General features: G+C 68.0%; 18 protein-coding genes and 1 pseudogene. 8 read left to right on the top strand and 11 right to left on the bottom strand.

The annotated features are described in order from the left end of the window. Position 1: 1 nt before the first annotated feature. From tssI to WME82_RS44505, 3 genes are all read right to left on the bottom strand, one after another. Complete coding sequence (gene tssI, locus WME82_RS44515) at positions 2–2,644, bottom strand: type VI secretion system tip protein TssI/VgrG (RefSeq protein WP_438040271.1); 2,643 nt, start codon at positions 2,642–2,644, stop codon at positions 2–4. 166 nt (positions 2,645–2,810) lie between these two features. Beyond that, positions 2,811–3,092 (bottom strand): IS66 family insertion sequence element accessory protein TnpB, encoded by a 282-nt coding sequence (gene tnpB / locus WME82_RS44510; RefSeq protein WP_438040270.1) that lies wholly within the window; start codon positions 3,090–3,092, stop codon positions 2,811–2,813. Next, positions 3,089–3,289: a hypothetical protein gene (locus WME82_RS44505; protein WP_438040269.1), complete on the bottom strand. Its 201-nt coding sequence runs from the start codon at positions 3,287–3,289 to the stop codon at positions 3,089–3,091. Before WME82_RS44505 ends, tnpB begins: the two co-directional genes overlap by 4 nt. On the opposite strand from WME82_RS44505, the gene WME82_RS44500 reads away from it, so the two are divergent. The 6 genes from WME82_RS44500 to WME82_RS44475 all read left to right on the top strand — a co-directional run bounded on the left by WME82_RS44500 (position 3,270) and on the right by WME82_RS44475 (position 11,960). Beyond that, the gene (locus WME82_RS44500; protein ID WP_438040268.1) at positions 3,270–3,551 is read left to right on the top strand and encodes a DUF2169 domain-containing protein; all 282 of its coding nucleotides are present in this window, start codon (positions 3,270–3,272) and stop codon (positions 3,549–3,551) included. The two genes, WME82_RS44505 and WME82_RS44500, sit on opposite strands and share 20 nt — an antisense overlap. A 15-nt stretch (positions 3,552–3,566) precedes the next feature. Then, entirely contained in the window at positions 3,567–5,153 is a 1,587-nt protein-coding gene (locus WME82_RS44495; protein WP_438040267.1) for a hypothetical protein, read from the top strand. Between the two features lie 41 nt (positions 5,154–5,194). Further along, the gene (locus tag WME82_RS44490; RefSeq protein WP_438040266.1) at positions 5,195–7,390 is read left to right on the top strand and encodes a type VI secretion system Vgr family protein; all 2,196 of its coding nucleotides are present in this window, start codon (positions 5,195–5,197) and stop codon (positions 7,388–7,390) included. Positions 7,391–7,407: 17 nt separating this feature from the next. Beyond that, positions 7,408–8,463 (top strand): hypothetical protein, encoded by a 1,056-nt coding sequence (locus WME82_RS44485; protein WP_438040265.1) that lies wholly within the window; start codon positions 7,408–7,410, stop codon positions 8,461–8,463. 1,089 nt (positions 8,464–9,552) lie between these two features. Next, the gene (gene istA / locus WME82_RS44480; RefSeq protein ID WP_438038801.1) at positions 9,553–11,139 is read left to right on the top strand and encodes an IS21 family transposase; all 1,587 of its coding nucleotides are present in this window, start codon (positions 9,553–9,555) and stop codon (positions 11,137–11,139) included. Next, complete coding sequence (locus WME82_RS44475; RefSeq protein WP_438038802.1) at positions 11,139–11,960, top strand: ATP-binding protein; 822 nt, start codon at positions 11,139–11,141, stop codon at positions 11,958–11,960. Before istA ends, WME82_RS44475 begins: the two co-directional genes overlap by 1 nt. Before the next feature lie 900 nt (positions 11,961–12,860). Here the strand turns inward: WME82_RS44475 and csb2 are convergent. From csb2 to cas3g, 4 genes are read right to left on the bottom strand one after another with little or no spacing between them, the layout of a single operon-like run. After that, complete coding sequence (csb2, locus tag WME82_RS44470; protein WP_438040264.1) at positions 12,861–14,354, bottom strand: type I-G CRISPR-associated protein Csb2; 1,494 nt, start codon at positions 14,352–14,354, stop codon at positions 12,861–12,863. Between the two features lie 3 nt (positions 14,355–14,357). Continuing rightward, on the bottom strand, positions 14,358–15,455 hold the full coding sequence (locus tag WME82_RS44465; RefSeq protein WP_438040263.1) for a type I-G CRISPR-associated protein Cas7: 1,098 nt from the start codon (positions 15,453–15,455) through the stop codon (positions 14,358–14,360). Further along, on the bottom strand, positions 15,452–17,488 hold the full coding sequence (gene cas8g1, locus WME82_RS44460; RefSeq protein WP_438040262.1) for a type I-G CRISPR-associated protein Cas8g1/Csx17: 2,037 nt from the start codon (positions 17,486–17,488) through the stop codon (positions 15,452–15,454). The genes WME82_RS44465 and cas8g1 overlap by 4 nt, the downstream gene beginning before the upstream one ends. Continuing rightward, entirely contained in the window at positions 17,478–20,066 is a 2,589-nt protein-coding gene (gene cas3g / locus WME82_RS44455) for a type I-G CRISPR-associated helicase/endonuclease Cas3g (protein ID WP_438040261.1), read from the bottom strand. The genes cas8g1 and cas3g overlap by 11 nt, the downstream gene beginning before the upstream one ends. A 517-nt stretch (positions 20,067–20,583) precedes the next feature. Between cas3g and WME82_RS44450 the strand changes: the two genes are divergently transcribed. Further along, positions 20,584–20,880 carry a hypothetical protein gene (locus WME82_RS44450; protein ID WP_438040260.1) on the top strand — a complete coding sequence of 99 codons (297 nt, stop codon included), beginning with the start codon at positions 20,584–20,586 and terminating at the stop codon, positions 20,878–20,880. 843 nt (positions 20,881–21,723) lie between these two features. On the opposite strand, the gene WME82_RS44445 is transcribed toward WME82_RS44450, so the two are convergent. Further along, on the bottom strand, positions 21,724–21,945 hold the full coding sequence (locus tag WME82_RS44445; protein ID WP_438040259.1) for a hypothetical protein: 222 nt from the start codon (positions 21,943–21,945) through the stop codon (positions 21,724–21,726). Then, positions 21,942–22,688: a hypothetical protein gene (locus WME82_RS44440; protein WP_438040258.1), complete on the bottom strand. Its 747-nt coding sequence runs from the start codon at positions 22,686–22,688 to the stop codon at positions 21,942–21,944. The genes WME82_RS44445 and WME82_RS44440 overlap by 4 nt, the downstream gene beginning before the upstream one ends. 233 nt (positions 22,689–22,921) lie before the next feature. On the opposite strand from WME82_RS44440, the gene WME82_RS44435 reads away from it, so the two are divergent. Further along, the gene (locus WME82_RS44435; RefSeq protein ID WP_438040257.1) at positions 22,922–24,115 is read left to right on the top strand and encodes a DUF4238 domain-containing protein; all 1,194 of its coding nucleotides are present in this window, start codon (positions 22,922–22,924) and stop codon (positions 24,113–24,115) included. A 314-nt stretch (positions 24,116–24,429) separates the two neighbouring features. Here the strand turns inward: WME82_RS44435 and WME82_RS44430 are convergent, their stop codons facing one another. Continuing rightward, entirely contained in the window at positions 24,430–25,506 is a 1,077-nt protein-coding gene (locus WME82_RS44430) for a tyrosine-type recombinase/integrase (protein WP_438033734.1), read from the bottom strand. A gap of 47 nt (positions 25,507–25,553) precedes the next feature. Next, positions 25,554–25,817 (bottom strand): annotated as a pseudogene (locus WME82_RS44425) (helix-turn-helix domain-containing protein); the annotation flags it as partial. Position 25,818: the final 1 nt, after the last annotated feature.

The following is a 25,818-nucleotide window of genomic DNA, read 5'->3' as shown; positions in this document are numbered from 1 at the left end:
CTCAGCCGCCGTGTACCCGCGCGAGCTCGCTCGCCGTCTGCGCGTCGAGCTCCCCCGTCTCCTCGAGCTCGTGGTCCTTCTGGAACCACGCGAGCGCCGCCCGGAACCCCTTGTCCGCCGGAGGGTCCTCCTTGATCGCCCCCTCATAGTAGCCGAGGTTCTTCAGCCGTCGCAGCGCCCCTTCCACCGTCGTCGCCTCGGGCAGCGCGGCGACGCGCACGGTCCACTGCTTCCGTGGGCCCGTCGGGTACTTCCCTGGCCACATCGTGATCTCGACGAGCTGCGCCGTCTCCGGGATCTCCACCGCGATCGCCCCGTCCACGTCCGTCTCGCCCTCGAACAGCCGGCCCTCGGCGACGAGCTGATAGCGCTTGCCCGCATACGGCTCGAGCTCCTCATCCGTGAGCTGCACCTTGAACGGCTTCGTCTTCGCCTCGTCCTCGTCGCCGCCGGGCGGCGGTTCGTCGCGCGAGCAGTTCAGCTTCACCAGCTTGCCCCACAGCGCGGCGTCCTCGTCGAGCTCCAGGGCCGCGTCGGTGGAGAGCATGCGGATCTTCTTGGCGGCGAGCTCCGCCTCTTCCCCGAGCGACAGGGTCGGTCCCTTGCCCGCCAGCGAAAGCGCCTGCGTGCCGGCGATCTCCACCCTGCCGGCCATGATCCGGATCCCCTCCGGGCTGATCTCGAGGGAGCTCTCGCCCGCGGAGAGGGTGAGGCTCCCCTGCGTGATGAGGCGCAGCGACTTCGAGCCGCCGAGCACCAGCGAGCCCGAGACGTTGATCTGCGCCGCGCCCGCTTCGTCGCCCGTGCCGACGTCGATGCTGTACTCGCCCGTGACGCGGAGGATGGACGGACCCTCGACGGTGAGCACCGAGCCGCCGACGAGGTTGGTCTTGTCGATCCCGTCGACGCGCAGCGCGCGGTTGCCGAGGACGTGCTCCTCGCTCTCGCCGAAGACGCGGACGCTCCTCCGACCTTCGACCTCGAGGTCGTCGTCGCGACGAACCTTCGTGAGCCGATCGCCCGTGTCGAGTGCGTCGCGGCCGGCCACCGCGACGGAGCGGTCGCCGCCGACACCGACCCGCTGATCGGTCCCGACGCGGACGTCGAGCTCACGCTCGGCGCGCAGGTGGACGAGCTCGCTGCCCTTCCGATCCTCGAAGCTGAGCTCGTTGTGGCCGCCGCCGTTCGGGCTGCTCCGCGTCTTCACGCCGCTCCGGGTCCTGGCCTCCGGGAGCTGGAACGGCGCGCGGTTCACCGCGTTGGCGACACAGGCGGTGACGATCGGGCGGTCGACGTCACCGCCGAGGAACGAGACGACCACCTCCATGCCGACGCGCGGGACGAACTGGGTGCCGAAGCCGCGCCCCGCCCAGAGCTCGGCGTGGCGGATCCAGCACGAGCTCCGGTCGTCCCCCTGGCCCTCGCGGTCCCAGTGGAACTGGACCTTGATCCGCCCGAAGGCGTCGGTATGCACCTCCTCGCCCGGGGGGCCCACGACGGTCGCGGTCTCGACGACCTGCTGGATGCGCCGCGGCGCGGGGCGCGGCCGGACGCAAACCGTGTCCGGCGCGCAGGCGAAGCGGGCGCGGTAGGTGGGCGAAGCGCCCGAGACCTGCGGCGCCTCACCCTCGTGGTCGACGCGCGTCACGACCCAGCCCCGGTCGTACGTTGCCACGTCGTGCTCTTCCAGGAAGAAGCGGTGGCCGGGCACGAGCCGCCGGCACGCAGTCTCCCCGCGGGCGACCACGGCCTTCCGGCGCAGCTGCTCGAGCCGGATCGTCGCGTCCTCGCGAGCGACCTCCACCTTCTCGTAGTCGCCATGGTGCTCGTAGTGCTCGTACCGGCCGTCCTCCGCGCTGCCGTCGAGCTGAGTCGTCCTCGCCGACGAGGAGGGGTGGAACAGCGGACGTTCGAAGTCGTAGTCGCGGACGACGGCTGCCGTCGGCCGGACGGAGCGCGCCGCGACGAACCGCTGGACGTGGTCCTCGCCGGGCGTGAGGGCGCCGGTCCCTGCCGGCGCGCTCCTGTGAAAGAGCCGCGGAGCGCCGGGGATCGGCGGATAGATGCTCGCGTCGTCGCCGATCACCATCCGCTCGGCGTCCGCGCTGGGGTCGTGCTCGAAGTAGTAGAAGAGCCCTTCCTCCGCGAGAAGCCGCGTCACGAAGTCGCGGTCGGTCTCGCGGTACTGCACGCAATAGGCGCGCTTCGGAGCGGCGCGGACCCGTGCGAAGCGGCGGGGGATGCGCCATTCCTCCAGGACGAGATCGACGATCGCGTCGACGGTCCTGTCCTGGAAGATGCGGCTCGCGCGGCGCCTGCCGAGCAGCGACATGCGCGAGGAGAGGCGGAGCCGGTACGCGCTCCGGCCGTCGTCGAGCGCTGCGCTCCACGCCACGTGGGTGCAGACGCCATGAAAGACGCGGAGCGGAGCGCCCTCGCCCTGGAGCGCGAGATGCATCGGCTGCTCGAGGATCTGCGGCTCGAAGGCTGCCGGATCGGCGAACGGCACCGCAACATCGATGTCGACCCGGTAGCCGCGCGAGATGGACTCGCGACCGCGAAACGCGAGCACGGTGAGATCTCGCGCGGCGAGAGAGCCAGCGCGAAGCTCGAAGGTGGATGGATGAGGCGCCCCATTCGACATGGAGTGATCCCTATATCACGACCGAGAGTCGTCCCTCCCGGCGCCAGCATCTTTCTCACGCGCCGGCCTCCGACGGCAGGTCGCATCGGCGAAGGTGAGGGAAGAAAAAAAATTCTCATCAGGAGATGATTTGTTCTGTGTGTCAACTGTAAGCATCGCAAAGCATTCACTCTGTGAGGGGCCTCAGCACCTGCTCTTCGAGCGACTTGCCCACGAGGCGGTAAGTACTCGTGACTTTTTGCTTTTTAAGAGGGTGCAGGCAATACCCGCTGCGGTCCCGCCACAGGGCCTTGCAGCGGTCGGCTGCTCGATTGAAAAAGAGGAACAGCGCCCCAGAGAGCGGATCCTGCCGCAGCACCTCGCGCACGACGGCGGCGAGGCCATCGAACGATCGGCGCAAGTCGCGCGGCTCGGTGGCGACGTAGATCGAGACGCGGCCCTGGATCATCGCACGCTGAAGTTTCCCGCGGGTACCCCGCCGCCGAGGTATCGCGTCGTCCCGCCGTGGGTGAATTTGAGGCAAGCCTCGTAGGAGTTGAAGACGCTCCCCGGCGGGATGAGCTCGCCCACGGCGACCTCGCGATCGGCCAGGGCCAGAAGCTGCACCACCGGCGCGCCCGCCCGGATGATCTTCCCCGACTTCACGGGCGGCGAAGTGATCCGGATCGAGCACATGCACCCGGAGCGCCCGGCGATGGAGGTGCCCTTGCCCCACGAGCGGCCGCAGATGATCCTCGAGCTCTTCGGCGGCGCGCCCCGGGAGCTCGCGCCGGGGCTCCGCACCGTGATCCTGCGCCCGGACAGAGAGCTCCTTGTCTGCGTGTGGGTGGGAAGGATGCCGGTCGACAGGCCGCCGACCGAGATGCAGCTCGAGAAGACGCGCCACGCGGTACGGTGGAGCCGATGATCTGGGTGAGGGGGAATGAACACGCGCCGTGAGCCGCTCGCCGGGCAGGCGATGGAGATCGATGACGTACCCCTCGTCGAGGCGGTGGGCACCGTCGCGACGGCGCGGCGGGACGAGCGAATCCCGATCCGCTTGGGCAAGACGATGCAGGTGACCTCGGCGCCCGATCACGAGCGCGTGGTCCTCGTGAGCGGGACGGGGCGCGTCGAGCTCACCCTCGAGATCACCGCCTCCGGCGCGAAGGTGGTGCTCGATGCGACCGACGTCGAGCTCCGCGCGAGCCGTGAGGTGGCGGTCGCCTGCGACAGCTTCAAGGTCGCGGCCCGCCGCTTCGAGGTCGACGCGGCCGAGGTCGCGGTGATCACCGCGCAGGACGCGGCGATCACCGCGACCGAGGGCGACGTGGCGATCACCGCGAACGACGACGTGAAGGTGAACGGCGAGCGCGTGCTGCTCAACAGCGACGGGGAGTTGCGGGTGCCGGGCTGGATGAAAGCGCAGCTCTCCGCCACCCTCGGCGCAGCACCCGCGGCGCCCGCCGAGCCGGCGACCGTGGCTGCATCGGACGTGTCGGGGGACGAGGACCTGCTCCGCGCGTTCGGACGAGGGCGCGCGAGAAGGGTGAGAGACGGGCGCGCGATGGATGCCGAGGAGCTCACATGGAACCGGAAGGGGCAGCTCGGGCCCGGACAGCGCCGCGAAATCGAGGCGCAGCTCGGCGCGTGGCTCGCGCGTCCTGAGTACGAAGGCTGGCGGCGCGATCTCGCGGACGGGCGGGTCGTCGCGTTCGAGGGTGAGGTGGTCTTCGATTTTCAAGCGATCCGCGACAAGCGTTCGGCAGATGCGCCCCAACCTGGCCGGCTTGAGCCGGTGCAGGCGGCCTATTTCGCTGTGGCGCCGCGGCAGGCTCCCGCGCTGCTCGCACCCTGGCTCGGACTCCCACCGGGCCCTTACCGGCTCTACCTCGCGCCCCACGCGCGGACCGTCGTCGGCGCCGAGCCGATGGCCTCGCCCGAGGTGTACCAAACGAACCTCCACGCGGTCCTCCGCGGCGCGCAGGACATCACGGAAGCGGCGCTGGCAGCGAACCGGAGCGGCCGAATGAGCGCCGAGCAGAGCGCGGCGCTCGGGGCACGGCGGGGCACGGACGCGGCGTTCGCGTCGAGGCTCGGGTGCGCCGGCGTGTTCTTCCTGCTCCTGGCGACCGGGGGTGCGCTCCTGGATGGGCTCTCCGGCCCGAGCTCCGCCGGCCGCGCCGCGCGGTGGCCGGCGCTGCTCGCCGTCGCAGGGGGTGCGTTCGCGCTCGCCATCGTCGCGGCCGTCCTCCGGCGCTTCGCGCGAGCCGCCGAAGCGGAGGACGCGCGCGAGGGGCGCGCCGTCGCCGTCGAGGGGCCGTGCACGAAGCAGCTCGTGGTCCAGCGCCACGGCCGGATCCGGCGATCGCTGCTGATGGGCGATCGCTCGTTCGACGTGTCGCACCAGGGCGAGCTCTTCGCGGCCGTCGTCGAGGGGTCGATCTACCGTGCCTACGCTGCGCCGCGCTCGGGGCGGCTCCTCGCGATCGAGCCCACGCGGGTGCAGCTCTCGTTCGGATCGGGATAGAGTGAGCGTGCGGCACAGGTCACAGAGCGCTGGAGTGTCGAATGGATAAGGACTTCACGTTCGCCTGGGAGGGGGCCAGCTCCTCGGAAGGCCCCTGGCACCACCTCGAGGTGCTCGAGTTCCGAGGGACCGAGGCCATCAACGCTCTCTACGAGTTCGAGATCGATCTCGTGCGCCGCGGTCCCGCGCCCGACGTCGATGTCTCCGACCTGGTGGGCGCGCGCGCCGCGCTGCGGATCCGCACCTGGACCGACCCGCCATTCCGGATCATCCATGGCCTCATCAGCACGGCGCGGGAGCTCGGCGATGTCTCGTTCGGGACGCGCTATCGTGTCACCCTGGTCCCGCCCTTCTTCCGCGCCACGATGATGAAGAAGAGCGTCATTTACCTGGAGAAGACGCTCAAGCACATCCTCGAGCAGGCCCTGACGCGGGCCGCCTGGGGCGCCGGGCTCACGCTCTCGAAGAGCGACTCGCCGCCCGGCGACGACGGCGATGAGAGCGCGTTCAAGCCCGCTGCGGCGACCTACCTGTGGTCGATCCACGACCTCAGGCGCCTCGTCGACGACGCGGCCAGGCCCTACTGCGTGCAGTACCAGGAGACTGACTTCGCCTTCATCGCGCGGCTCCTCGAGGAAGAGGGGATCTCCTACCACTTCGAGCACACGCGCGACGAGTGCCGCCTGGTGATCACCGATGCCGACGACGGCCGCCCCCTCCTCCCGGACAAGAGCCCGCTCGGACCGAGCATCCTGGGGCGCGAGGTGCACGCGTTCCAGGTCGGCGCGCGCGTGCGCCCCAAGGCAGCCTCTCTCAGCGATTTCAACTGGTGCAAGCCCCAGCTCGATCTGATCGCGTCGTCCCCTGCGGGCGTGACCGACTTCCAGGTTTACCAGCACCCGGGCCGCTACGAGCACTCCAGGGAGACGGGCGAGGTGCTCGCCGAGAAGATCGAGCAGCGCTTCGACACCGAGCGGCAATTCGCCTCCGGCGAGGGGCATTGCCGGCTGCTCGGCGCAGGCACCCTGTTCACGCTCGATCACCCGAACGCGCGCTGGTCCGGGAGGTATCTGGTGACCGCGATCCGGCACCACGGCCATGAGCGCGGCAGCTTCGCGACGCGCGGCTCAGACACCGCGCCGTACACCAACGTCTTCGAGGCGATCCGCTGTGGCGCCGTCGCCAAGACAGGCGAGTCCAACTTCCGCCCGGCGCGCGCCACGCCGCGCCCGCGGATCGTCGGGAGCCAGACGGCGATCGTCACCGCGGAACCGAACGCGGCCGAGGCCGAGATCAACGTGGGCGGGCCCGAGAACGCCGGCTGCGTGCGGGTGCGCTTTCACTGGGATGTTGACGTGGGACGTCACGAGAAGGAGGCGACCTCCTGCTGGGTTCGCGTCAGCAACCTTTTCGCCGGCAGCCGGGGGCACGGCGCGATCTGGAACCCGCGCGTGGGCGACGAGGTGATCGTTGATTTCCTGGAGGGCGATCCGGACCGGCCGATCGTCACGGGGCGTGTGTACAACGGCGCGAACCCAGCGCCCGAGAACGCGGCCAGCCGGCCCACGTACAGCGCGCTTAAGAGCTATACGAGCCCGTTCGACGGTAACTACAACCTCCTGTCGTTCGAGGACCAGAAGGGCCAGGAGCGGATCGACATCCATGCGGCGCGCGACTACGTGACCAAGGTCAAGCACGACCAGAGCGTCGAGGTGGTCGGGTCACAGTCGACCAGCGCGGGTTCGATCTCGGTGAGCTCGGGCTCGACGATCACCATGATCGCGAAGACCGACATCAAGGAGCTTGCCGGCGCGAACATGCAGCTCGCCGCCGAAGGGGGCGACTTGGAGGCGACGGCCTCGAGGGACATGCACCTGGGCGCCGACAGCAACATCTCGTTGCGCGCCGGCACGGAGGTGAACGTCCAGGCCGGCAACAACGCTGTCGTGACGTCCCCCTGGATCGATGTGCGAGGCGGCGAGAAGCTTCGCGCCGGCGCGGCGGTCGTCGAGATCAACGCCGGCAGCAACCTGAATGCCAACGCCGCCTGGATCGACATCAACGGCTCCGCGAAGATCCGCGTCGGCACCGCGCTCTACGAGCTCAACGCCGCTACCGTGCTGGTGAACGGCGGCGCGGTGTCGATCCAAGGGGACGTGAAGATCACGGGAGGGACGGTTGACATCAGCGGAAGCACGGTGACGGTCACCGGGGGCACGGTGAAGCTCAACTGCTGACGAAGTCGAGGAGAGCGATGACCGACGCGAACGGCGCGCCGCCCGAAGGGCTCGGGAGCGGAGAAGACGACGGCGAGGAGACGACGCACGGCGGGCTCACGATCGCGCGGTACGGAGAGATCATGGCGCACGTGCGCTATTTCCCTCGCGCCAAGAAGCATGAAGTGCTCGCGCGTCTCGGGGTCGACGAGGACGACTGGGAGGAGGCCGTCTCCTCGTGGACCGACGCGCTCGCCGACGCGAGCGAGCGGGAGGACGAGGTACTCTCGCGGCAGTTCGGGCTCGCGGTGGCGCAGACGAAGGACCGGCTCGCCCGCGAGAAGCCGCCCATTGCGTCGCTTGGTCCGCTGCTCGGCGAGCGCGAGAAGAAGCCGGCGACGGCGCAGCAGCTGCCACTGCGGCCGGTTGTCGAGCTGAGCGCGCCGCCTCCGGCCCAGCCGATACGGAACCTCGCGCCGCCTCCGCTCGGGCTTGTGGCGCCGCCCGTGCCTCCCACGCCCGTCGCGCCGGCCTTCGTGATGCCGAAGGGCATGAGGCACTGGACCCACATTCATGGGACGCAGCCCGCGCTCGCAAATGCGCCCGTGAAGCCGGCGCTTCCGTTCTCGTCCGGCGAGCCGGGCGACAGGTCTGGCTCGCCATCCCACGCGGCTGCCCCCGCGGAGGCCTCGCGGGCGCTGGGCCCCGCCGCGCCGCGGGTGGGGGGCGAAACGCTCGATATCTCGTCGGTCGTAGCGGCCGTGCTGGCGCAGGGGAGCTCCGTGAGGCCGGCGTCGGCCGTCCCGCAGGGGACACCCGACGTGCGGACCTCACTCGCGCCGCACGACGCGCTTCCCGCGGACGCGGCGCCGGGGCCACCCACGCTGACGCTGGAGCAATATGCATCGCTCTGCGTGGAGTTCGCGGCGGCGCCGGGTCAGGCGCAGGAGATCTCGTCGCGGTACGGGCTCACGCAGGAGCAATGGACGAATGTCAACGCTTACTGGACAGGGCGGATGTCGAGCGAGCCGGCCGTGCGGGCGGCGTGGGAACGGGCCTGTGTAACGTACAGGCAGTGGCTGATGCGCAGATAGAGGAAGCCCACGCTTCAGCTTCAAGCGATTCCAAAGGCCTTCAGCAAGGCCGCGAGAGATCCATGACCGTCGCTTGGCACGCCCCTACTCGGACACGACCAGCTCCGGCCGGGGAGAGGGTCCTTAAGCAAGCACGACGCATCCGGTCGATGCCTCATCAGAGCCACGGGCTATCGGAATAGCTCGGCGCAGGGCGATAGTGAATCTGGGCCGCGCGCAACGGAGCCACTCACACAGCTAGAGCCGGACCCAGGGACCTGCCGTGCCCAACGTTGGCCAAATCTCGGGTCCACCCAGTCGGCGGCTGACCCCTTCCCGTCCCTCTTCTCAACCGCGGCAATTATCGGAACCCACAGCAAATTCAGCGGAGGAGAAGGGATTCGAACCCCTGGTTGAGTTGCCCCAACGGCGGTTTTCAAAAACGATGGTTGGGGGGCCCTCTGGGGGACTATTCACGAGGGATTCCAATCATTTACGTGTGACACGAAACCGCTGGTGGCTCGCCGTGCCAGAAGTTTGCCAGATCCCGAACGAGTACCTGCGAATTGGCGCACGCCGAGGTGACGCGCCGCTGGAGGTCAAGCCGAGGCAGGCCAAGGATGACCCTTCCTCCTCGACGCCGTCCTGCGCCACGGGGTCGGGCATCCCCCTCGGCCGGTCGAAGAACGCGCCGAGTTGACCCGCCGCGTCGGTGCGTTCGCCCACGCGCAGAGAGCCCGCACCTGCGCTTGGTCGAGCGCATCGGCGAGCCTTCGTGGGGACCTGTACGCGAAGTCGAACCCGACGAGCACGCGTCGCCTACGCGGCGAGCGCGCGTATCCGCCCGAGGAGTTCGTCAATGAAGGCCGGGCGTGCCAGTTTGCAGCCTCATGGGGCCACCTGACGGCGTTTTTTGCAGGGTCATGGGGCCACCCCAATTGCAGGAGGATGGGGCCACCCGCGCGGGGGCGTGACCCAGTTTTTTGCAGGGTCATGGGGCCAGCTTCCGAGGTTTTTTGCAGCCTCATGGGGCCAGCTCGGGACGCCGCGGTCGGGATCTGAAATGGGCTCCTTGCGACGACGGCGCGGGTCGCCGTCGGAAGGAGGCCGATGCCCTACCGAGAGCTGATCATGGTTGACATCAAGGAGATGCTCCGCCGTCGTGCGGCGGGTCAGAGCGCGCGTCACGTGGCGCGCGAGACGGGGTTCGACCGCAAGACGGTCGGCAGGTACTTCGATGCCGCAGCGACGCTGCCCCTGCCGCGCGGCCGCGAGCCGACGGACGAGGAGATCCACGCCATCGCCCAGCGTGTACAGGCGCGCCCGGTGCCCGACGCCAGTGAGGAGTGGCAGCAGATCGGCGCGCATCGCGCGAGCATTGAGGCCTGGCTCACCCAAACTCGGCCGCTGAAGCTGCGGAAGATCCACACGCTGCTCAAGCGCGACCACGGCGTCAGCGCGAGCTACTACACGCTCCGACGCTTCGCCAAGGAGGAGCTGGCGTGGCGTAAAAAGACGCCGACGGTTCGCGTCGCGGACACCGAGCCCGGCGAGGTCGCGCAGGTCGACTTCGGCCTGATGGGCAGGCTGTTCGACCCGACGACGCAGCGGGTTCGCAACCTGTGGGTGCTGGTGGTGACGCTCGCGTACAGCCGCTACCAGTTCGTGTGGCCGTCGTTCGAGCAGACCACAGCGGCGGTGTGCGCGGGCCTGGATGCAGCGTGGAAGTTCTTTGACGCGATGGCACGAGTGATCCTCCCGGACAACATGAAGGCCATCGTGCTGCGCGCCGACGAGCTCGCCCCGGTGCTCGTGCCCGCCTTCCTCGACTACGCGCAGACGCGCGGGCTGTTCGTCGATGCCGCGCGCGTCAGGTCGCCCAAAGACAAGGCGCGGGTAGAGAACCAAGTCGCCTACGTGCGGGAGAGCTGGTTCGACGGCGAGTCGTTCACGAGCCTCGACGAGGCGCGCACGTCCGCCGAGCGATGGTGTCGCGACGTCGCCGGCGCGCGCGTCCACGGCACGACACGCGAGGTGCCGCGCGAGGTGTTCGAAGCGCGCGAGAAGAGCGCGATGAAGCCGGCGCCGGCAGAGCCGTTCGACGTGCCGCACTGGACTGACGCGAAGGTGCACCCCGATCATCACGTGCAGGTGCTCCGGTCGCTCTACAGCGTGCCTACGCGCTACGTCGGCAGCACGGTGCGCGTTCGCGCCGACAGCGTGTCGGTGAGGATCTACGCCGGCACGGAGCTCGTGAAGGTGCACGCGCGCGTCGCGCCGGGCAAACGCGCAACCGACCCGAGCGACTACCCCGCGGGCAAGGACGTCGCGGCGGTGCGTGACGTGGCCTCGCTCGTCGCGAGCGCGAAGAAGTGCGGTGCGCACGTCGGCATCTACGCCGAGCGGCTGCTCGACGTGCCGCTCCCCTGGACGCGCATGCGGCTCGTCTACGCGCTGCTGCGGCTGTGCAACAAGTTCGGAAGCGGGCGTGTCGAGGCGATTTGCCAGAGCGCGCTCGCGTTCGATGTCGTCGACGTCCAGCGCGTTGCGCGCATGCTCGAGACGGCGAAGACGCCCGCATCACCGTCGACCGATGAGCGCAAGGTCGTTGCGCTCCCCACGCCGCGGTTCGCGCGCAGCACCGAGCACTTCGCGACACGCACGCCGGCGGCTGCCGCGGCGAAGGAGGAGGCGTGATGAGCTCCAGTGACGTCGACCCTGCGCTCGTCACGGCGCTCAAGCGTTTGCGTCTCGGCCGCATCGCCGCGACGCTACGCGAGCGCCTCCTGCTCGCCGAGAAGCAGTCGATGGGACACGAGGAGATGTTGCTCATGCTGCTGACCGACGAGATCGCGCGCCGCGAGGCGAGCGCGACGGAGAGCCGCGTGCGCGACGCCGGGCTCAATCCCAGCATGCGTCTGGAGCTCTGGGACAAGACCGCGAAGGTCAGCTTCGACAAGCGTCTGCTCGGTGGGTTCACGAGCCTGCGCTTTCTCGAGGAGCACAAGCACATCGTCATTCTCGGCTCGGTCGGCGTGGGCAAGACCTTCCTTGCGAGCGCGCTCGGACACCTCGCGTGCCAGCACGGCTACAGCGTGCGCTTTCTGCGCGCCGACGCGATGCTGCGCAGGCTGCGCCAGAGCAGGCTCGACAACTCACGCGACGCCGAGATGGTCGCGCTCACGACCGTCGACCTGCTCATCCTGGACGACTTCGCGCTCGAGGCGATGAACAAGGAAGAGAGCCGCGACGTGTACCAGCTCTTCCTCGAACGTACGGGCAATGCATCGATGATCGTCACGAGCAACCGCGATACAGCCGAGTGGATCGCGATGTTCGACGACGTGCTACTCGCGCAGAGCGCCGTCGATCGGTTCAAGAACGCGGCGTTCGACTTCATCATCGAGGGCGAGTCGTACAGGCCACGGCTCAAGCCGAAGCTCGACGAGACCAACACGGCTCCGCCACTGCCCGCGCGCAGCAAGCCGCCAACCCACCCACGCAGCAAGCGGCGATGACCGCTGCGGCCCCGGCGACGAGGTCACGCCCGGGGCCGCGCCTCTGACCCCTCGCTCCACTCGGCGCGCCTGGCCCACCCTCGTCGACGTGACCGCGGGCGCCGCCGGGGGCGGGGTGGACCTTCCTGCTCGTGAGCGTCGCGGACCCTGCACGGGAGCCTACAGGGGGCCTCGGTGGCCCCATGACCCTGCAAAAAAGAGAGACGTCGCCGGTCGCTTCGCGCCCGGCTCCGGGGACCTCGACACGCTTCGCGGTCTCGGGCATCGTCGAGACCGATCACGTCGTCTCCCCCTGGCCCCATGACCCTGCAACGTGGTGGCCCCATGACCCTGCAACGTGGCAGCCGGGCGTGTGCGGTGATAGCGCTCCGTCGGAGGTGAGCCACGAACGAGCTCGCCGAGCCAGACCGCGTACTTCTTCGGCTTGAGGCGCGTCGGCGCGCTGCTCGCGCTCCAGTCCACGAAGAAGTAGGCGTCGAACAGGGTCATGACAGCGCACGGGCAGCGTAGCATCAGGCGCGGCACCGCCGTCGCGAGCTCGCGATTCGCTGGGCGCGAGCGCAACGCGCCGGCGCGCTGGTTCCGCGGGAGAGTCGGACCGCGCGCCACCGCTCGCGTCAGCAGCACGACATGACTTGAGGGTCCGCCGGTGTGCGCCACCCGGATCGCCGGCACCTAGATCCGCAGCCGCGCCGCGGGCTCCGGCCGCGGTACCTCCACCAGCAGCAGCACTAGCCGGAGATACCTGGCGGTGAGCAGAGCCATCAATTGGAGAGGTCCAAGGCGATGATGCTGGCGAGGACACTGGGGAGCGATGGTCGTGATGGTGGGACCGACAGGCGCTTTCCACGGCATTGCCCACGGAACGCACCCGAGTTCAGCCGCGGGCCCGTCTCGGGGTCAGTCGCAAGGCTCGAACAGGCCGAGGCCGAAGAAGCTCGAATGCCCGAGCAGGAGAGGCCCGACGACAGGCTTGGCAAAGGTGAGCCGGACATGGAAGCTCCGTCTGGCGTTGTTGGTCGCACCGCCGACGCTACGCTTCGGCGCGTGCACGCGCACCCAGCCGGCGTCGTCGATGGACGCGACCTCTGCCGGCGGCCAGCCGCGCCGGGCCAGCTCTTCGACGATCTGATCCTGTGGCATCTCGCCCTTCTTGTCCCGCCCGCGGCGGTCGAAAGAATACCGCGCAGGGACGAATGGCGTGACCGACGACCACGCGCGACTCGGTATGCCATCGAACCCCGACGGCGGCGGAACGGCCGAGTCCAGCGGCACCATCCGCACCGTCCAGCCCTCGCTCTCGGTCCGTGACCACTCGAGCGGAGCCTCGGCCGCGCGCAGCATGGCGTCCTGTTCCCACGGCTCGAAAGGACGAGCGCGGTAGACGAAGAGCCGCGTGAGGCGGCGACCGTCGCACCACACAAGATAGCTCGCGTGCGCGTTGCCTTCGAGCGGAAGCCCCGCGGCGTCCTTCCCCGCCAGGCCGGCGATGCGGGCGCGGAGGCCTGGGGATGCGTCGTTCCATCGCGTCAGCGCTCCATCATTGAGCGCGGTGAGCGCCTCGCGCAGGACGCGCCCGCGGAACCTCCCGGTGATCGTGGCGATCGCCTCCATCGGGGGCTCGACGGACGCGCCGAGAGCAAACTGAACGAGCTGCGTGCGCTCGTAGCGGCGGGTTATCGCGGCGCGCCTGGGCGCCGGTTTGGGGGGACGGACCGCAAAGCGCCACACAGCCCCTGGTGGCACTGTGGCGCCGTGCAGTGCGGCCTCGTCGCTCGCCATCGCCGCCGTCATGTCGCGGCATGCGCAGAGAACGGGAACGGCCCCGCGCTCGCGCCGGTCCGTGAGCTCGCAGTTGACGTCGATACCAGATGGGCGCTCCACCACGCGGTCGATGTCGGTGATCGCCTCGGCGCGACCGAAGTACGTTATTCGGGCGAGACACGCATCGAGGAGCGCCAGGCCCGCGTCGGTCCAGTTGGGGCCGTCGAGGAACCAGTAAATGGCTCCGTCGGGCGGGACGGCGACGCAGTTGTCCTGCGCGAGGAAGCGCTTGGAGACTTTCATTGCGCCCTTGGCCTGGTCCTTCAACCCGGCCGGATTCCATCTGATGTCGATGTCGGGAAGGTACTGGCGGACCGCCGGCCCGCGCGATGCCGTCGGCGGCAGGTGGTATCGCACCTCGCAGGTGACGAGCGCGCGCACGAGATCCTCGAGCGCCTCAGCGGCTTCGCCGCGCTCTCGGGCGAGCTGGTGAAACCGAGCCACGATGGCGCGTACCAGGCGGAACGGGCTGGGCGGCCACTCGCCGTAGGGATCATCGAACGCGCTCGCGCCCCATGGCGTGGCATGGAAGCGCCCGAGCGGGAACGCCTGCCGGAGGATGACCTGCATCGCCTACTCGCTTGCCTCGTCCTCTTCAACTTCCCCCGCGTCCTGCTCACCTTCGTCTTTTACTGCCTCCGTGAATAGCTCCGTTTGCGGCCAGAACACGTCGGTGATGCCATTCTTGAAGCGCGCGTCCTTGATGTACTTGCCGATCTCGATCGACAGCCCGTCTGGTGCGAGCGTCATCTTCTTTGCCGACCCGAGCTCCATCTCGATCTCCTTACACTCCAAATCGCACCCGCTCCGGTACCGGAAGGGCGCTCTGAGCAGCGCGCCAATCTTCCACAGCGCGAGCGCGATAAGGAGCGCCTTCTGTTTGTCGTTCAGGCCTCGCGCTTCGCGGCCGAACGAGCGTGCCAGCCCGAGATCCAGGACGAACGTGGCGCGGATCGCTGCCGCGGTCTCCTCGTCCTTCGCGAAGATTGGCTGTCCAGACGTCGACTTCCCCAGCCTGTCAAACTTGACGCCCGAGGTGGCCACGCGCATGGCGCCGAACGCCTCGTGCACCGCGGTCAGCAGGCGAGGGATCCTGATCTGCCACTTGGGAAAGAAAATGCCGTGAACAAGCGAATTGGGATCGTACTGGAACACCGTCTCGAACACGTTCCACCAGCCGTCCGGCAAAAGATGCGATTTCTTCGCGACCTTGCGCAGGCCGAACCGCTCGTGCAGTTCCTCCGCGAAGCGGCGCTCCACCTTGTCGCCCCTCTCCAGGCGAAATCCCTCGAGGAAGTAGCTCGAGGCGAGCCGGTGGCCTTCAGTGAAGCTGGTTACGACGAGCTCATGGGTGCTCGCATTCTTCGGGTTGGTGCCGGTGACGCATCGGAGGTAAGGCAGCTTGGCGAGCGCTGGGGATAGGCTCGGATCATGAGGCCCATTGAGGCACACGGTCTCGAGGTGGTTGGCCATGCTCGGCGCGCTGTCGATGATGCACACCTTCTCCGTCCGTCCGTCCGAGCGCGGAGCATCGTAGATGACGTGTCCGATCTCGGGGAAGCCGGCCGGCTGGAATCGATCGAGCCCCGCGACAGGGGTGAGCGTGGCTCTCAGGACGAGCCGATGAGCTCCAGACTCGAGCAGTGCGTTCGGTTCGAGGGCGGCTTTCATAGAGAGTTCTCCTTGCGGCGGACAGGGGTGAGCCAGCGGTCGGCGAGAGACACGATGGCCCGCGGCGATGTCGGGATCAGCAGCGCCGCCAGCAGGCGGCGCGTGTCCACGTTGGCGGGCGGCACGGTGATCTGCGCCGGGGAGCGCCCGGCGGCGCGGTAGCGCACGCGCGCCTCCGTGAGCGAGCCCTCGAGATCACCAGCGTCCAGACGGGCCGCAATCCGCGCGACCGCGGCGGCGCTGGTCGCGGGGGACCGTGCCGGAAAGAACGGCGCCGGCTCGCCCTCGCGCGCGGCCGGCCACGCGTGAAAAAGCGGCTTGAAAAAGCCGTAGAGCGCGAGCAGCCCATCGGCGGGCACGCGACCCGGTGCCGACGCCTTGAGTGACGGGACGCGGGCCTGAAAGGCCTGCCAATCGAAGAGACACATGCGCCCGAGCCAGTGGGCGATCGCTTCATCATCGACCTCGTCCCGCAGGAACGCTGCAATCGTCGAACTCGGGACGAGGGCCCGGGCTCGGAAGGGCGACTCGACGGCGGCCGCGTCGAGCAGCCGGCGGCGCAGCACAAGTCCGAGATCCCGCTCCAGCGGAGCACCGGTCCACACGCGGCGCTGCGGGGCATCTCTGGGAAATGCGAGATGATTGCGTCGCTTGCGCGAGGGCTCCACGCCCAATCGATAGAACAGGAACGGCGCGACCTTCCCCAGCTTCTGCTCGCTGGGTAGAAGCGACGCAAGCGCCATCGCGATCGTGGCCTCTGCGGGGGGTGCCGTGTCACGAAATAACTCCTCCAGCCACGACACGGGCAGCAGACGGAATGCAGGTTCGGCTCCGCGAAACGTCTTGTTGACGTCCACACGCTCGAGCGCGCGCCAGAGCGCGTCGAGGAGCCCACATGCCGCGTCGAGGTCGTCGGGCCGCGCCACCAGGTTGATCAGCGCTTCGTCGATCGGGCCGCGGAGCCCGCGGAAGATCCAACCCTTGGCGCGTCGCTCGTCCTTGGGCAACGCCTCGCGGATCTTCACGGCGCCCTCCACCGCCAAGGCGGCCGCTCGGCCGGGCGCGTGTCGGACGAACACCGTCTTGGCCAGCGTCGACTCGAAGGTCTGTGAGCTGGTGGTTCGTATGAGCTGAAAGCGGCGCAGCTTGGTGATCCCGGCATCGATCCCGCGCTGGAGGATCGCGGCGGCGAACGCGGCCGCTGACGTCGCCGCCTGCGTGCGTCCGCGGCCAACTTCAGCTCGACCGCGCGCGAAGAGACCCGCGACCTCCGCGACCGCGAGCGGTCGACGCCAGACCGGCGCCCACACCTCGGCGAGCGCCCTCCCGGCCTCGTTCTCGCGGGTAGGGGCCGCGGCTTCCATCACGAAGGGGAAGGCTCCCTGGCGGCGCGTATTGGCCCCAAGGCGCCGCGACACGCTCCCCGCGAGCAAGGGCAGCCCCTCGCACGCAAAAGCCATCGCCCACGGCGAGATCTGCTGCGAGAACCAGGAGCCACCATTGTAATCACCGCGAATAGCGCACGGGCCGCCAGCGAGGAAGCTCTCGAGATCTGCAACAATTTCGGGGTTACCCTCGTCGATCTTGGCGGTCGCCTTGGCCCAACCCTCGGCGAAGTCGCGGCGGCCGCTGTTCCCGCCGGTCCCCAGCATGGGGTTGAAGCAGAGTCGAGCGGTAGTGACGATGTGCGCATCTACTAGATCGCGGTCTTCCTCGCTGCACGTGCTGCGCCATGCCGCCACGTTTTCTGCGGAGCTCTGCTTTGTGTCCCGCTTCTGCGGTACCTTCCATTCACGATGGTAAGAGCGGAACCCGCGCTGGCGAACTGTATCGCGTATCGCACGCGCGAGGCTGACGAGATCCGGCGGTCCGCCCACCAGACAGAAGCTCTCCTCGCGCCACGCCCCGCGCACGCTCGGCCAGGTCTTCGCGGTGACCTCCAGGAGGCCGAGCGCGGCGAGGTAGTGGCCCAGGCTGTCGAGGTGGAGGCCAGGGCACGACACGACGGGCAGAGGTTGACGCTTACCGATCATCGCGAATTTCCGAAGGTATCCGGCTGGCACGCCAGTCCGCGATCCTCACGAGCGCTTCGAGGTACGCGAGCCGGAAGGGTCCCAGGTCGCGGGGCTCACCCGCAGGCACACTCCCCGTGTCCCATGGCCGATCGGGGCGATGGGGGCCGAGCAGATCGGAGACGATCCCTGTCCAGCCGGGGCTCGCGACGAGGAAACCTTGATCGGTGAACTCGCCCTCTGCCCCATCGGCGGCGCAACCGAAATCCAGCGGCTGCCCAGCTCCGATCGGCAACGGGCCCGAGTCCCGTGGCACGCCGCATACATCTTCGCCGTCCATCGTCCGCGCCCGGAGGTGCGTCCGGACCTTGCCGTGGTGCGCCGCCGCGAGATACACGCTGAGCGCAGGAAAATCGGCCTCGCCGCGCAGCAGGCGAGCCATCATCGCGAGGGCCGTCGCAGCCTCGTGTCGCATGCCCGGGCGGAACTGGCCATCCACGGGATACTTCGCCCACAGCGTCATGTCTGTGCTCGCTTTGCCGAGCTTGCCCTGCCATGCCGGATGCGCCTTACCGATGTCATGCTCGCGGGCTGCGAGCACCACGGCGCGGCCGAGGGGGTCGCTCGCCAGACCGAGCCCGTCCACCAGCGTGCGCGCTTCGCGCTCAGCGTCCCGCAGGTGGACGTCCAGCGTCACGCGTCCAGCATCACGGCGGCTCCGGTGATCATCGTCATACGTGCGCCCTCCCGGGCCAGGCGGCTCGAGCTCGGCGAGCCGATCGCCCCGCTCTCCGGTCCAGCCGAGATCACGATGGTACCCACCCGCGCTGCCTGCGAGCATCACCACCATCCCCGGTCGCAGCGCCGCGGCCGTCTTCCTCTGCCACTGACCGCTGTCTGCATCCCACACGTAGGCATCGACTCCGGAAAGGAAGTCACGCAGCGCGTGAACCGAGACCGCACACGCCTCGCGCGGGTCGAAGGTCGGCCCGGTCGTCGCATCCCGCCACGGAGGTGACTTGAAGTCCCGCCAGAAGACCTGCACGTCCGCGTTGGGATCGGCATCACGCACGAATGGGCTCACGTCCGTGAAGCCACCATGCACATCGGGTTCGGTGGCGAAGAGGCCGTGCACGTCCACCGCCCGCGGCAGCGGCGCGACGGGTGCGGCAAGTGCCTCGGTCACGCGCGGGCGGAGCTTGCCGCGCTCGATCTTGGCGAGCGCATCACGAGCCGGCATGCGCTGCGACAGCGGGACCAGCTCCGCCAGGAGTTGCCTGGAGATCGCGATCGCGTCGGCCGTGTAGGGACCGAGACGGTCTTTTTCCACCGGCTCAGCGTGGCGCGGATTGCGCACAGCCTCGAAGATGACGGCGCGGGCGGCGTGGTTGTCGCAGCCGTCCCGGTTCAATCGCCCGAGCCGCTGGATGATTGACGCCCAGGGCGCGATCTCGGACCAGAGCCGCCGCGCGGAGACGTCGATTCCCGCCTCGATGACCTGTGTGGCGACGCAGATCAGCCCGGGGCTCCCCGGGACCGGGCGGTCCGGCTCCTCTTTTCGAGCCTCCTCGAAGCGCAGGAGAGCCTCCTCGTGCGCGGCGCGATCGGCCGCTCGGAAGCGTGACGTGAGGAGCACGCGCGGCGCATTTCCCGGGAGCGCGCGGAAGATCGCCTGGGCCGAACGCACGGTGTTGCAGACAACGAGCGACAGCGTACCGGGCGTATGCGCGGCGAGCACGGCGTCCGCGATCGCCTCGGCCTCCGGCGCAACCGGCTTTTTCGCTGCCCTGCCGCCCTGCTGCGCTGGCTCCTTCGCCTTGGCCGAGCGCTTGCTCCTCGCGCCTGCAGGCGGGGTGCTCAGCTCGAACCAAGTGATCGGCCGGCGCGCACGGAGCCGGAGCTTCGAATGGGGGAGCTCGGCGTCCGCCGCATCGAGCTCCAGCGGCACGGGCGCGCGCAGACCGCCGTCACGTCGATCCCTGGTGTCGAGGAAGTTCGTGCCCACGGTGGCGCTCATCCAGGTCGTGGAGCACGGCAACAACGTGCCAAACCGCAGTCGCCGCATCCAATCGAGCTGCGCCGACGTCCACACGGCCGGGCCCATGAGCTGCACCTCATCGAGGACCCAGTGGCAGTCGTTGTTCAGCACGCCGAAGTGGATAGGCCAATCGTAGGGGCTCGCGGTGTAACCACGGTTGAGCGCACGGGAGAGCAGTTGATCCTGCGTCCCGACCAGCACCCACGGCCTCTCGGGATGCGCGACCCACGCGTCTTGCTCCTCGCGCCGCGTGCTGCCGACGAGCGCATGAACGCGCACCTCGGGCAGCCCGGCTGCATGCAGCTTGGCGAAGGCAAGCGCCAAGCGGTCGTGGGTCTGGCGCACGAGGGCGCGCATCGGGAGGCAAACGACCAGGTGTCGCGGCGTAGCCGGCGCCTTCGCGACCAAGCGTCGGTACGCCCAGGCCAGCGCTACCCCCTCGGTCTTACCCAGCCCGGTGGGTATCGAGAGCACCTCAGGCAGTCCGTCACGCGCGACGCGCTGCTGCCACCGGTAGGGTCCGAAGCCGGTGGCCTTAATGAAGAACGTATTGAAGTGCATCTCCCTTAGCTCGCCCGCGCGAGCCGATCGTCGCGCTGCACGCCGAAACGGGGCGGTCGGAGACTAGAACAACCCGAGTCGATTTCCTAGAACGTCGAACAGGTCGATTTTGTGAGAATTTTTGGTGCTCCGGTGGAAGGCTCGGCGGTCTCACCGGGCCATGATCTCGTCCGTGTCCGAAGGTGGTTGGGGCGGAACGATGGTCGCCGCCGGTGGAGATGTCGCGGCAGGAACAGGCGCTCATGAAGCGGTTGATCCGCCTGAGGGCACTGTTCGGCTTTCGCAGGCTGCACCGGCACGCGCTGTTCGATGAGACCTTTCAGGAGCAGCTGGAGAGCATGTACCGGACCGAAGCAACGCGGCGGCGATGCGGCGGCGATTCGGATCCTGGAGCATCAGATTTCGTCACTGCAGCCATGGGTCGACCGCCATCTGGACGACGTCGTAAAGCAGCCGCTACGCGCCTATTTGGATGCGCTCACGCAGGTGCGAGACCAGGGTCTGGAAACAGCCGAGGATGGGACCGTCCGCAATCCGGCAAGGCGTTGCACGTGACGGCCGCGTCTCGATTGAGGACGTCGAGATGCGTTATGGCCGCAAAAGCCGCTCGAGGCGGTTCGACAGCTACAAGGAACATATCGTGCGCGACCTTGACTTTCCCGTCATCGTCGTCTGCACGGTCACGCCGGCGAATCGGCCTGCGAACGGAGAGGGGCCAGCGCCGATCGCCAAGAACGTCCAGCAGCAGGGGCTACGCCTCGAAACGGCTCCTACCTTCGTGCTCGGTAGCGCCTCGAGCGGTAGGCGGAGATGATGACGAGCATGGCTTTCACGGTCACTTCGACATGAGGCAGCCGAATCCTGACCGGATTCACCGGTCCACCTTGTGCCGCGGTGTGCTTCAATGGATCCGCCGCCTTTCAGCGGCAGAGATGCCCCAACTAAACGTTGCAGGCACGGTGGGATCAACATTGCTTCAATGGAGCCGCCGCCTTTCGGCGGCAGAGAGCCCACGTCAGAGTCGCGGGCACGGTGGGATCAACATTGCTTCAATGGAGCCGCCGCCTTTCGCGGCAGAGATCGGGCGCTCGAGGAGTTCCTCTTGGACGGACTCGAAGTGCTTCGATGGAGCCGCCGCCTTTCAGCGGCAGAAATAGGCGGATCGAATGACGCGAACGGAGATTCGGGCCGAGCTGCTTCGATGGAGCCGCCGCCTTTCAGCGGCAGAGATTCCTGACGTTCGCAGATCTGGAGTCTGCATGGCTGTGGCTTCAATGGAGCCGCCCCCTTTCCGGGGCAGAGATAGATCTCGCAATCTAAAAGATATTTCGCGCATTTACAGCCCAGTTTGCGAGAGGTTCCCGTTTCACCCCCCGGCACCGGGCGTCGGCGGCGCTCCGCACGTCCCCGGCCATCTCGAATTCCTTCGTCTTTTCAAACACCTGCCGACCTTGTGAGCGCCCCCCGCGATCTGCATCGCACTCTACCGCTCGCGGCCGATTCGCCCTCTCCTTCTATCATGCCGCCTCCACCCATTGCCCAACTCTTCCATCCTTCCCGAACTCTTTGTCGCTCTCTTCCCTACACCTGCGCCATGCCCCCCATTCCGGACCCTCCGGGTTGCCAGCACAGCCGTACCGAGCCCCATATGCACGGCCTACTTCCCCATGCAGCCGCCACCGGCGCCCCGCATCCGCTGTCCCGGCGGCGCCGTCTCACGGTGCTCCGGCTCACGGGTCGATCTGACGCCCGGCGGTCGGCTCGATGTCGTCCTCCGCCATAGGCGCAGGAACTCGGTCCACGAGATCCAGATGTCCTCGCGGTCCGCATACTCCTCGACGAAGAGGTGCGTCGCCCCGTTCTTGTCCTTCCGTCTCACCAGAGGCTCCGGCGCGAATACGTGCGCCCGTGACGACTTCGCGTTGGGGCGCCAGACTGCGATGACCAAGTTGCCCGGCTTGGCGGACCGACGGAAGCTCGAGGTCCCGTGAACCGGATGTAGCCGGGCTCGCTGTCGGAGAACTGCGTCTCCTCCCCTGCCTTCGCGCGCTCGCTCTCGACGACCGGGGCTTCGTCCGCGTGCTTGTCCCCCTCGAGCGGCACGACGCTGATCAACCAGGCCCTCGGTTTCACGAGTCGGACTGACCGCCGCCGTCGACTTCCGCGCTGAGCCTGCACGACGGGCAACTTTTCGATCCGGCGGAGGAAGCTCTCGTCGATCTCGTCGGCCGCCTGCACGAGGTTCTCGATCAGGAGGCGCACGCCCGACACGGCGCGGGCATCGTCGGAGATCAGCGCCGCCTCCTCGAGCTCGTTCACCGACATCGCCGAGAGGTTCGCCGACCCGACGACGGCGACGCGCCCGAGGAGGGAGACCTTCGCGTGCGACCCGGGGGATGAGAAGAGCCTAGCCTCGCGGTCATGCGCACGGCGAAGAACGGCCGCCGAGGTCTGGCCCGACCTGATCGCGGCGTCGGTCGCGTCGCAGATGAGCGTGTCGCCCTTCCCGAACTTCACCGCCTCGTCGGACGTGACGTAGGCGACCGCGCCGAGGTGCGGACGGTTCTTCTTCGCAAGCCGGTGCAGCTCTGTCCACAGTCCTCCGCTCACGACACGCAGCACCACCCACCTCCTCGTCGCGCTCCACCTCCTCGGCGCTCCAGGGTCGCCAGCGTACCCGCAGGCCCCTCCAGTGTGCGCGCTTCGAGTGCCGAAGGGCCCACCGAACCCCTTGCCCCCTCCCCGCTCGCACCCGAGTGCCGTCCCGGCCCTCGAGCCCTAGCCTGGCCGCCGCCGGCCTTGATCTAAGCGCGCGAAACCGCTTTGCTTATCCTCGCCTCACAGGAGGCTGCACGATGAGCGAGCGGAAGGGCGAGACGAAGCGCCAGCACTACGTGCCCCGCATGATCCTTCGGAACTTCTCGAAGGACGGAAAACGCCTCTCTCTCTTCATCGACGGCAAGCGCATCGACCGAGCCAGCCTCCGGGATCAGTGCCAGGAGGACTACTTCTACGGCGCCGATCAGGTGATGGAGAAGTCGTTCGCCGAGGAGGAGGGCAAGATGGCGACCTTTTTCGGTGACCTCGCGCCCGAGCGGTTCGCGATCCTGCGCGACGAGGACGTACACCGCTTGAAGCTCTTCGTCGCCTACCAGCACGCCCGGACCCGTGGAGCGGCCGAGCACCTCAGCAAGTTCACGGGAGCGTTCGCGAAGCAGACGCTCAGGGACAGTCTCGTCCTCAACAAGAGCACCGAGATCAGCCCAGAGGATCTGGAGAGCGTCGAGATCGGCATCCAGGGCGAGCAGCACGAGGCGATTTGGCTCGCCGCGAAGACGCATCCGATCCTCCTTGACATGAATGTCAAGTTCATCACGACGGCACGGACACCTGGTTTCGTCATCGCCGACCATCCAGTCGTCGCCTACAACCAGTTCGCTGAGCACCACCCGATTCTCTCGCGTTATCCCACCAGTACAGGAATGGCGTTGAAGGGGCTCCAGCTCTTCCTGCCGCTATCGCCAAGCATGGTGCTCGCCGTCTTCGATCCCTCCACTTACGAGTACGGGGGCAAGAGCTCCGTCTGCAAGGCAGGCCCGGCGGACGTCGCCCAACTCAATCGGATGCAAGCGGTGAACGCGTATTCCTGTTTCTACTTCGACGACAGGAGGATGACCGACGCCGCCCTGAGTGACCTGGAGCAGGCGAGAGCGAAGCACCCATCGGTGTACGACAAGCACGTTGCGACCAGCCCGATGATCAGGCGCGAGGACGGCAAGATGAGCAGGTTCATCGTGGTCCACCACGCAGAGGTCAGGGTCGGCGCCAAGCTGAGTTTCATCCGTGCGATCGACGGTCACTCTTATGAGGACTATAAGGGCCCGAGCGTTCCGATTCGGTCGCGGGAAGTCATGGATTTCGCCGAACTCTACGGAAAGAAGCTGGAGGAGGAAGTCGCCAAGAGGCGAGCCGCCCGACCGGAGGAAGGCACTTCGGACACCGTGATTACTGCCGAGGGCGCATCGGCTCCAGACGCTCGACGAACCTGAGGAGCCGAACTTGCTCGTCGCGCACGGCGGAGCTCCGAGCCGATTGCGCTTCGCCGGAGATCGCCGCCACATGGGAGACGAACGCTGCCGCGTCAGGCCCACTCGCCTCCTACCCGTTGACGTCACGATGCGAGGGACAAATTCTCCCGGTCTTGGCTTGGTGGCCGTGACCGTAACAGCTCCGATCATGATGCCCAGAACGCCGCTCACGATCGCACGGATTGGGTGCTCATGATGCGCGAAGTGCGCATCCGGTGGGCAGCGCGAGATTGGGGCTAGAAAGAGCGGCCTATCTCGGCGCGCTCTCCCCCGTGTCAGCGCGGTAGGAACTCGTGCCCCGTGGAGTCGGTCTCGAAGATCCGGATGTACCGCTCCGTTACCTGGACGGCGCAGTGCCCCAGCCAGACGCTGACCTGCTTGATGCTCGCGCCGTTCTTGTGCATGGCGCTGGCCCATGCCCGCCGCAGGTCGTGGATGGAGAACTTCGGCAGCCTCGCCGCCTGGCGGACGCGCTGGATCTCGTTCCACACGGCCTTGTCGTCGAGCGCGATCTTGTCGCGAACGCCGACGAAGGCGAGCAAGGCGTCGATCGTGTTCTTCGAGACCGGGATGTCGCGGTACCGGTACCCCTTCGTAGTCCAGTTCTTCTTCGGCGTGATCGTCAAGATGCCGCGCTGCACGTCGATGTTGCCGGGCTCGTAGTGACGCGCCTCGTCGATGCGGATCGCGCTCCCCGCTGTGAGCCGGAAGAGCGCCGCGTACCCCGGCTTCGCCATCTCGTCGGCCTTCGCGAGGAAGATGTCGACCTGCTTCGGCGACAGCGCCAGGGCGTTCGGCTTCGGTCGCGGCTCGCGAAGCTTGAGCTCCTCGAAGTCCTCGTGCTTGAACGGGTTCTTCTCGATGTGCCCCTCACGCTTGGCGAAAGCGAACATCCGCCGGATCGGCGTCAGGTCGCGGTTGACCGTCGCGGCCGACACGTCGGCCGAGCGCTCGCGAACGTAGGCCGACATCACCTTGAACGTCACCTGGTCCGCGCGCGTGATATTCTTCTTCTCCATCGCCTCGACGAAGAACGCGACACGATGGGCGTACGAGTTGGCCGTCTTCTTCGTGTGCCTCGGCGGCCGGCAGTGCTCGGCGTAGAGCATCGCGAGCTCGCTCAGGAGCGGCGGGTTAGGCGCCGGAGCTCGCGTTTCAGCTCCTCCGCGTTCTGCGGCAGGGTCTTCTGACGCGCGCCGGGCGGCGAGTTCGTCGAGCTTGCGCTGGGCCTCGACGCGATCGGCCGTGCCGAGGGAGACCTCGCGACCGTTGAGCCAGCCGGTCCAGAACTTGTTCTTGCCGCGCCTTCTGGCGAGATGATGCTGGCCAAAGATGTGTTTTCGTTTCGGCATGGTGCAGTCCACTTCAAGGCCCCGACGCGAGAGACCTCGAGGATGTGCGTCACGCTCTCGGCATCGACGCGGAGCTGTCGCTTGATCCGGTAGGCGACGAGCTCGCCGCACTTGATGAGGCGGCGAACCATCCGGGTGGACACGCCGAGAACGGCGGCTACCTCAGCAACCGGAAGAAGATGCGGGAGACTGACGCTGCGAGCGCGGTCCCCTCTACTTTTGTTATCCCGCGTTGCGACCGGAGCTTGCTCACCCGGCGCCGCCGCGGCGAGCTGCGGTTCGCTCACCTCGATGAGGTCGTGCCCGTTCATC

The organism is Sorangium sp. So ce128 (assembly GCF_051525245.1).
Lineage (GTDB): Bacteria > Myxococcota_A > Polyangia > Polyangiales > Polyangiaceae > Sorangium > Sorangium cellulosum_B.
This window is presented reverse-complemented; position numbering and strand designations above follow the sequence as displayed.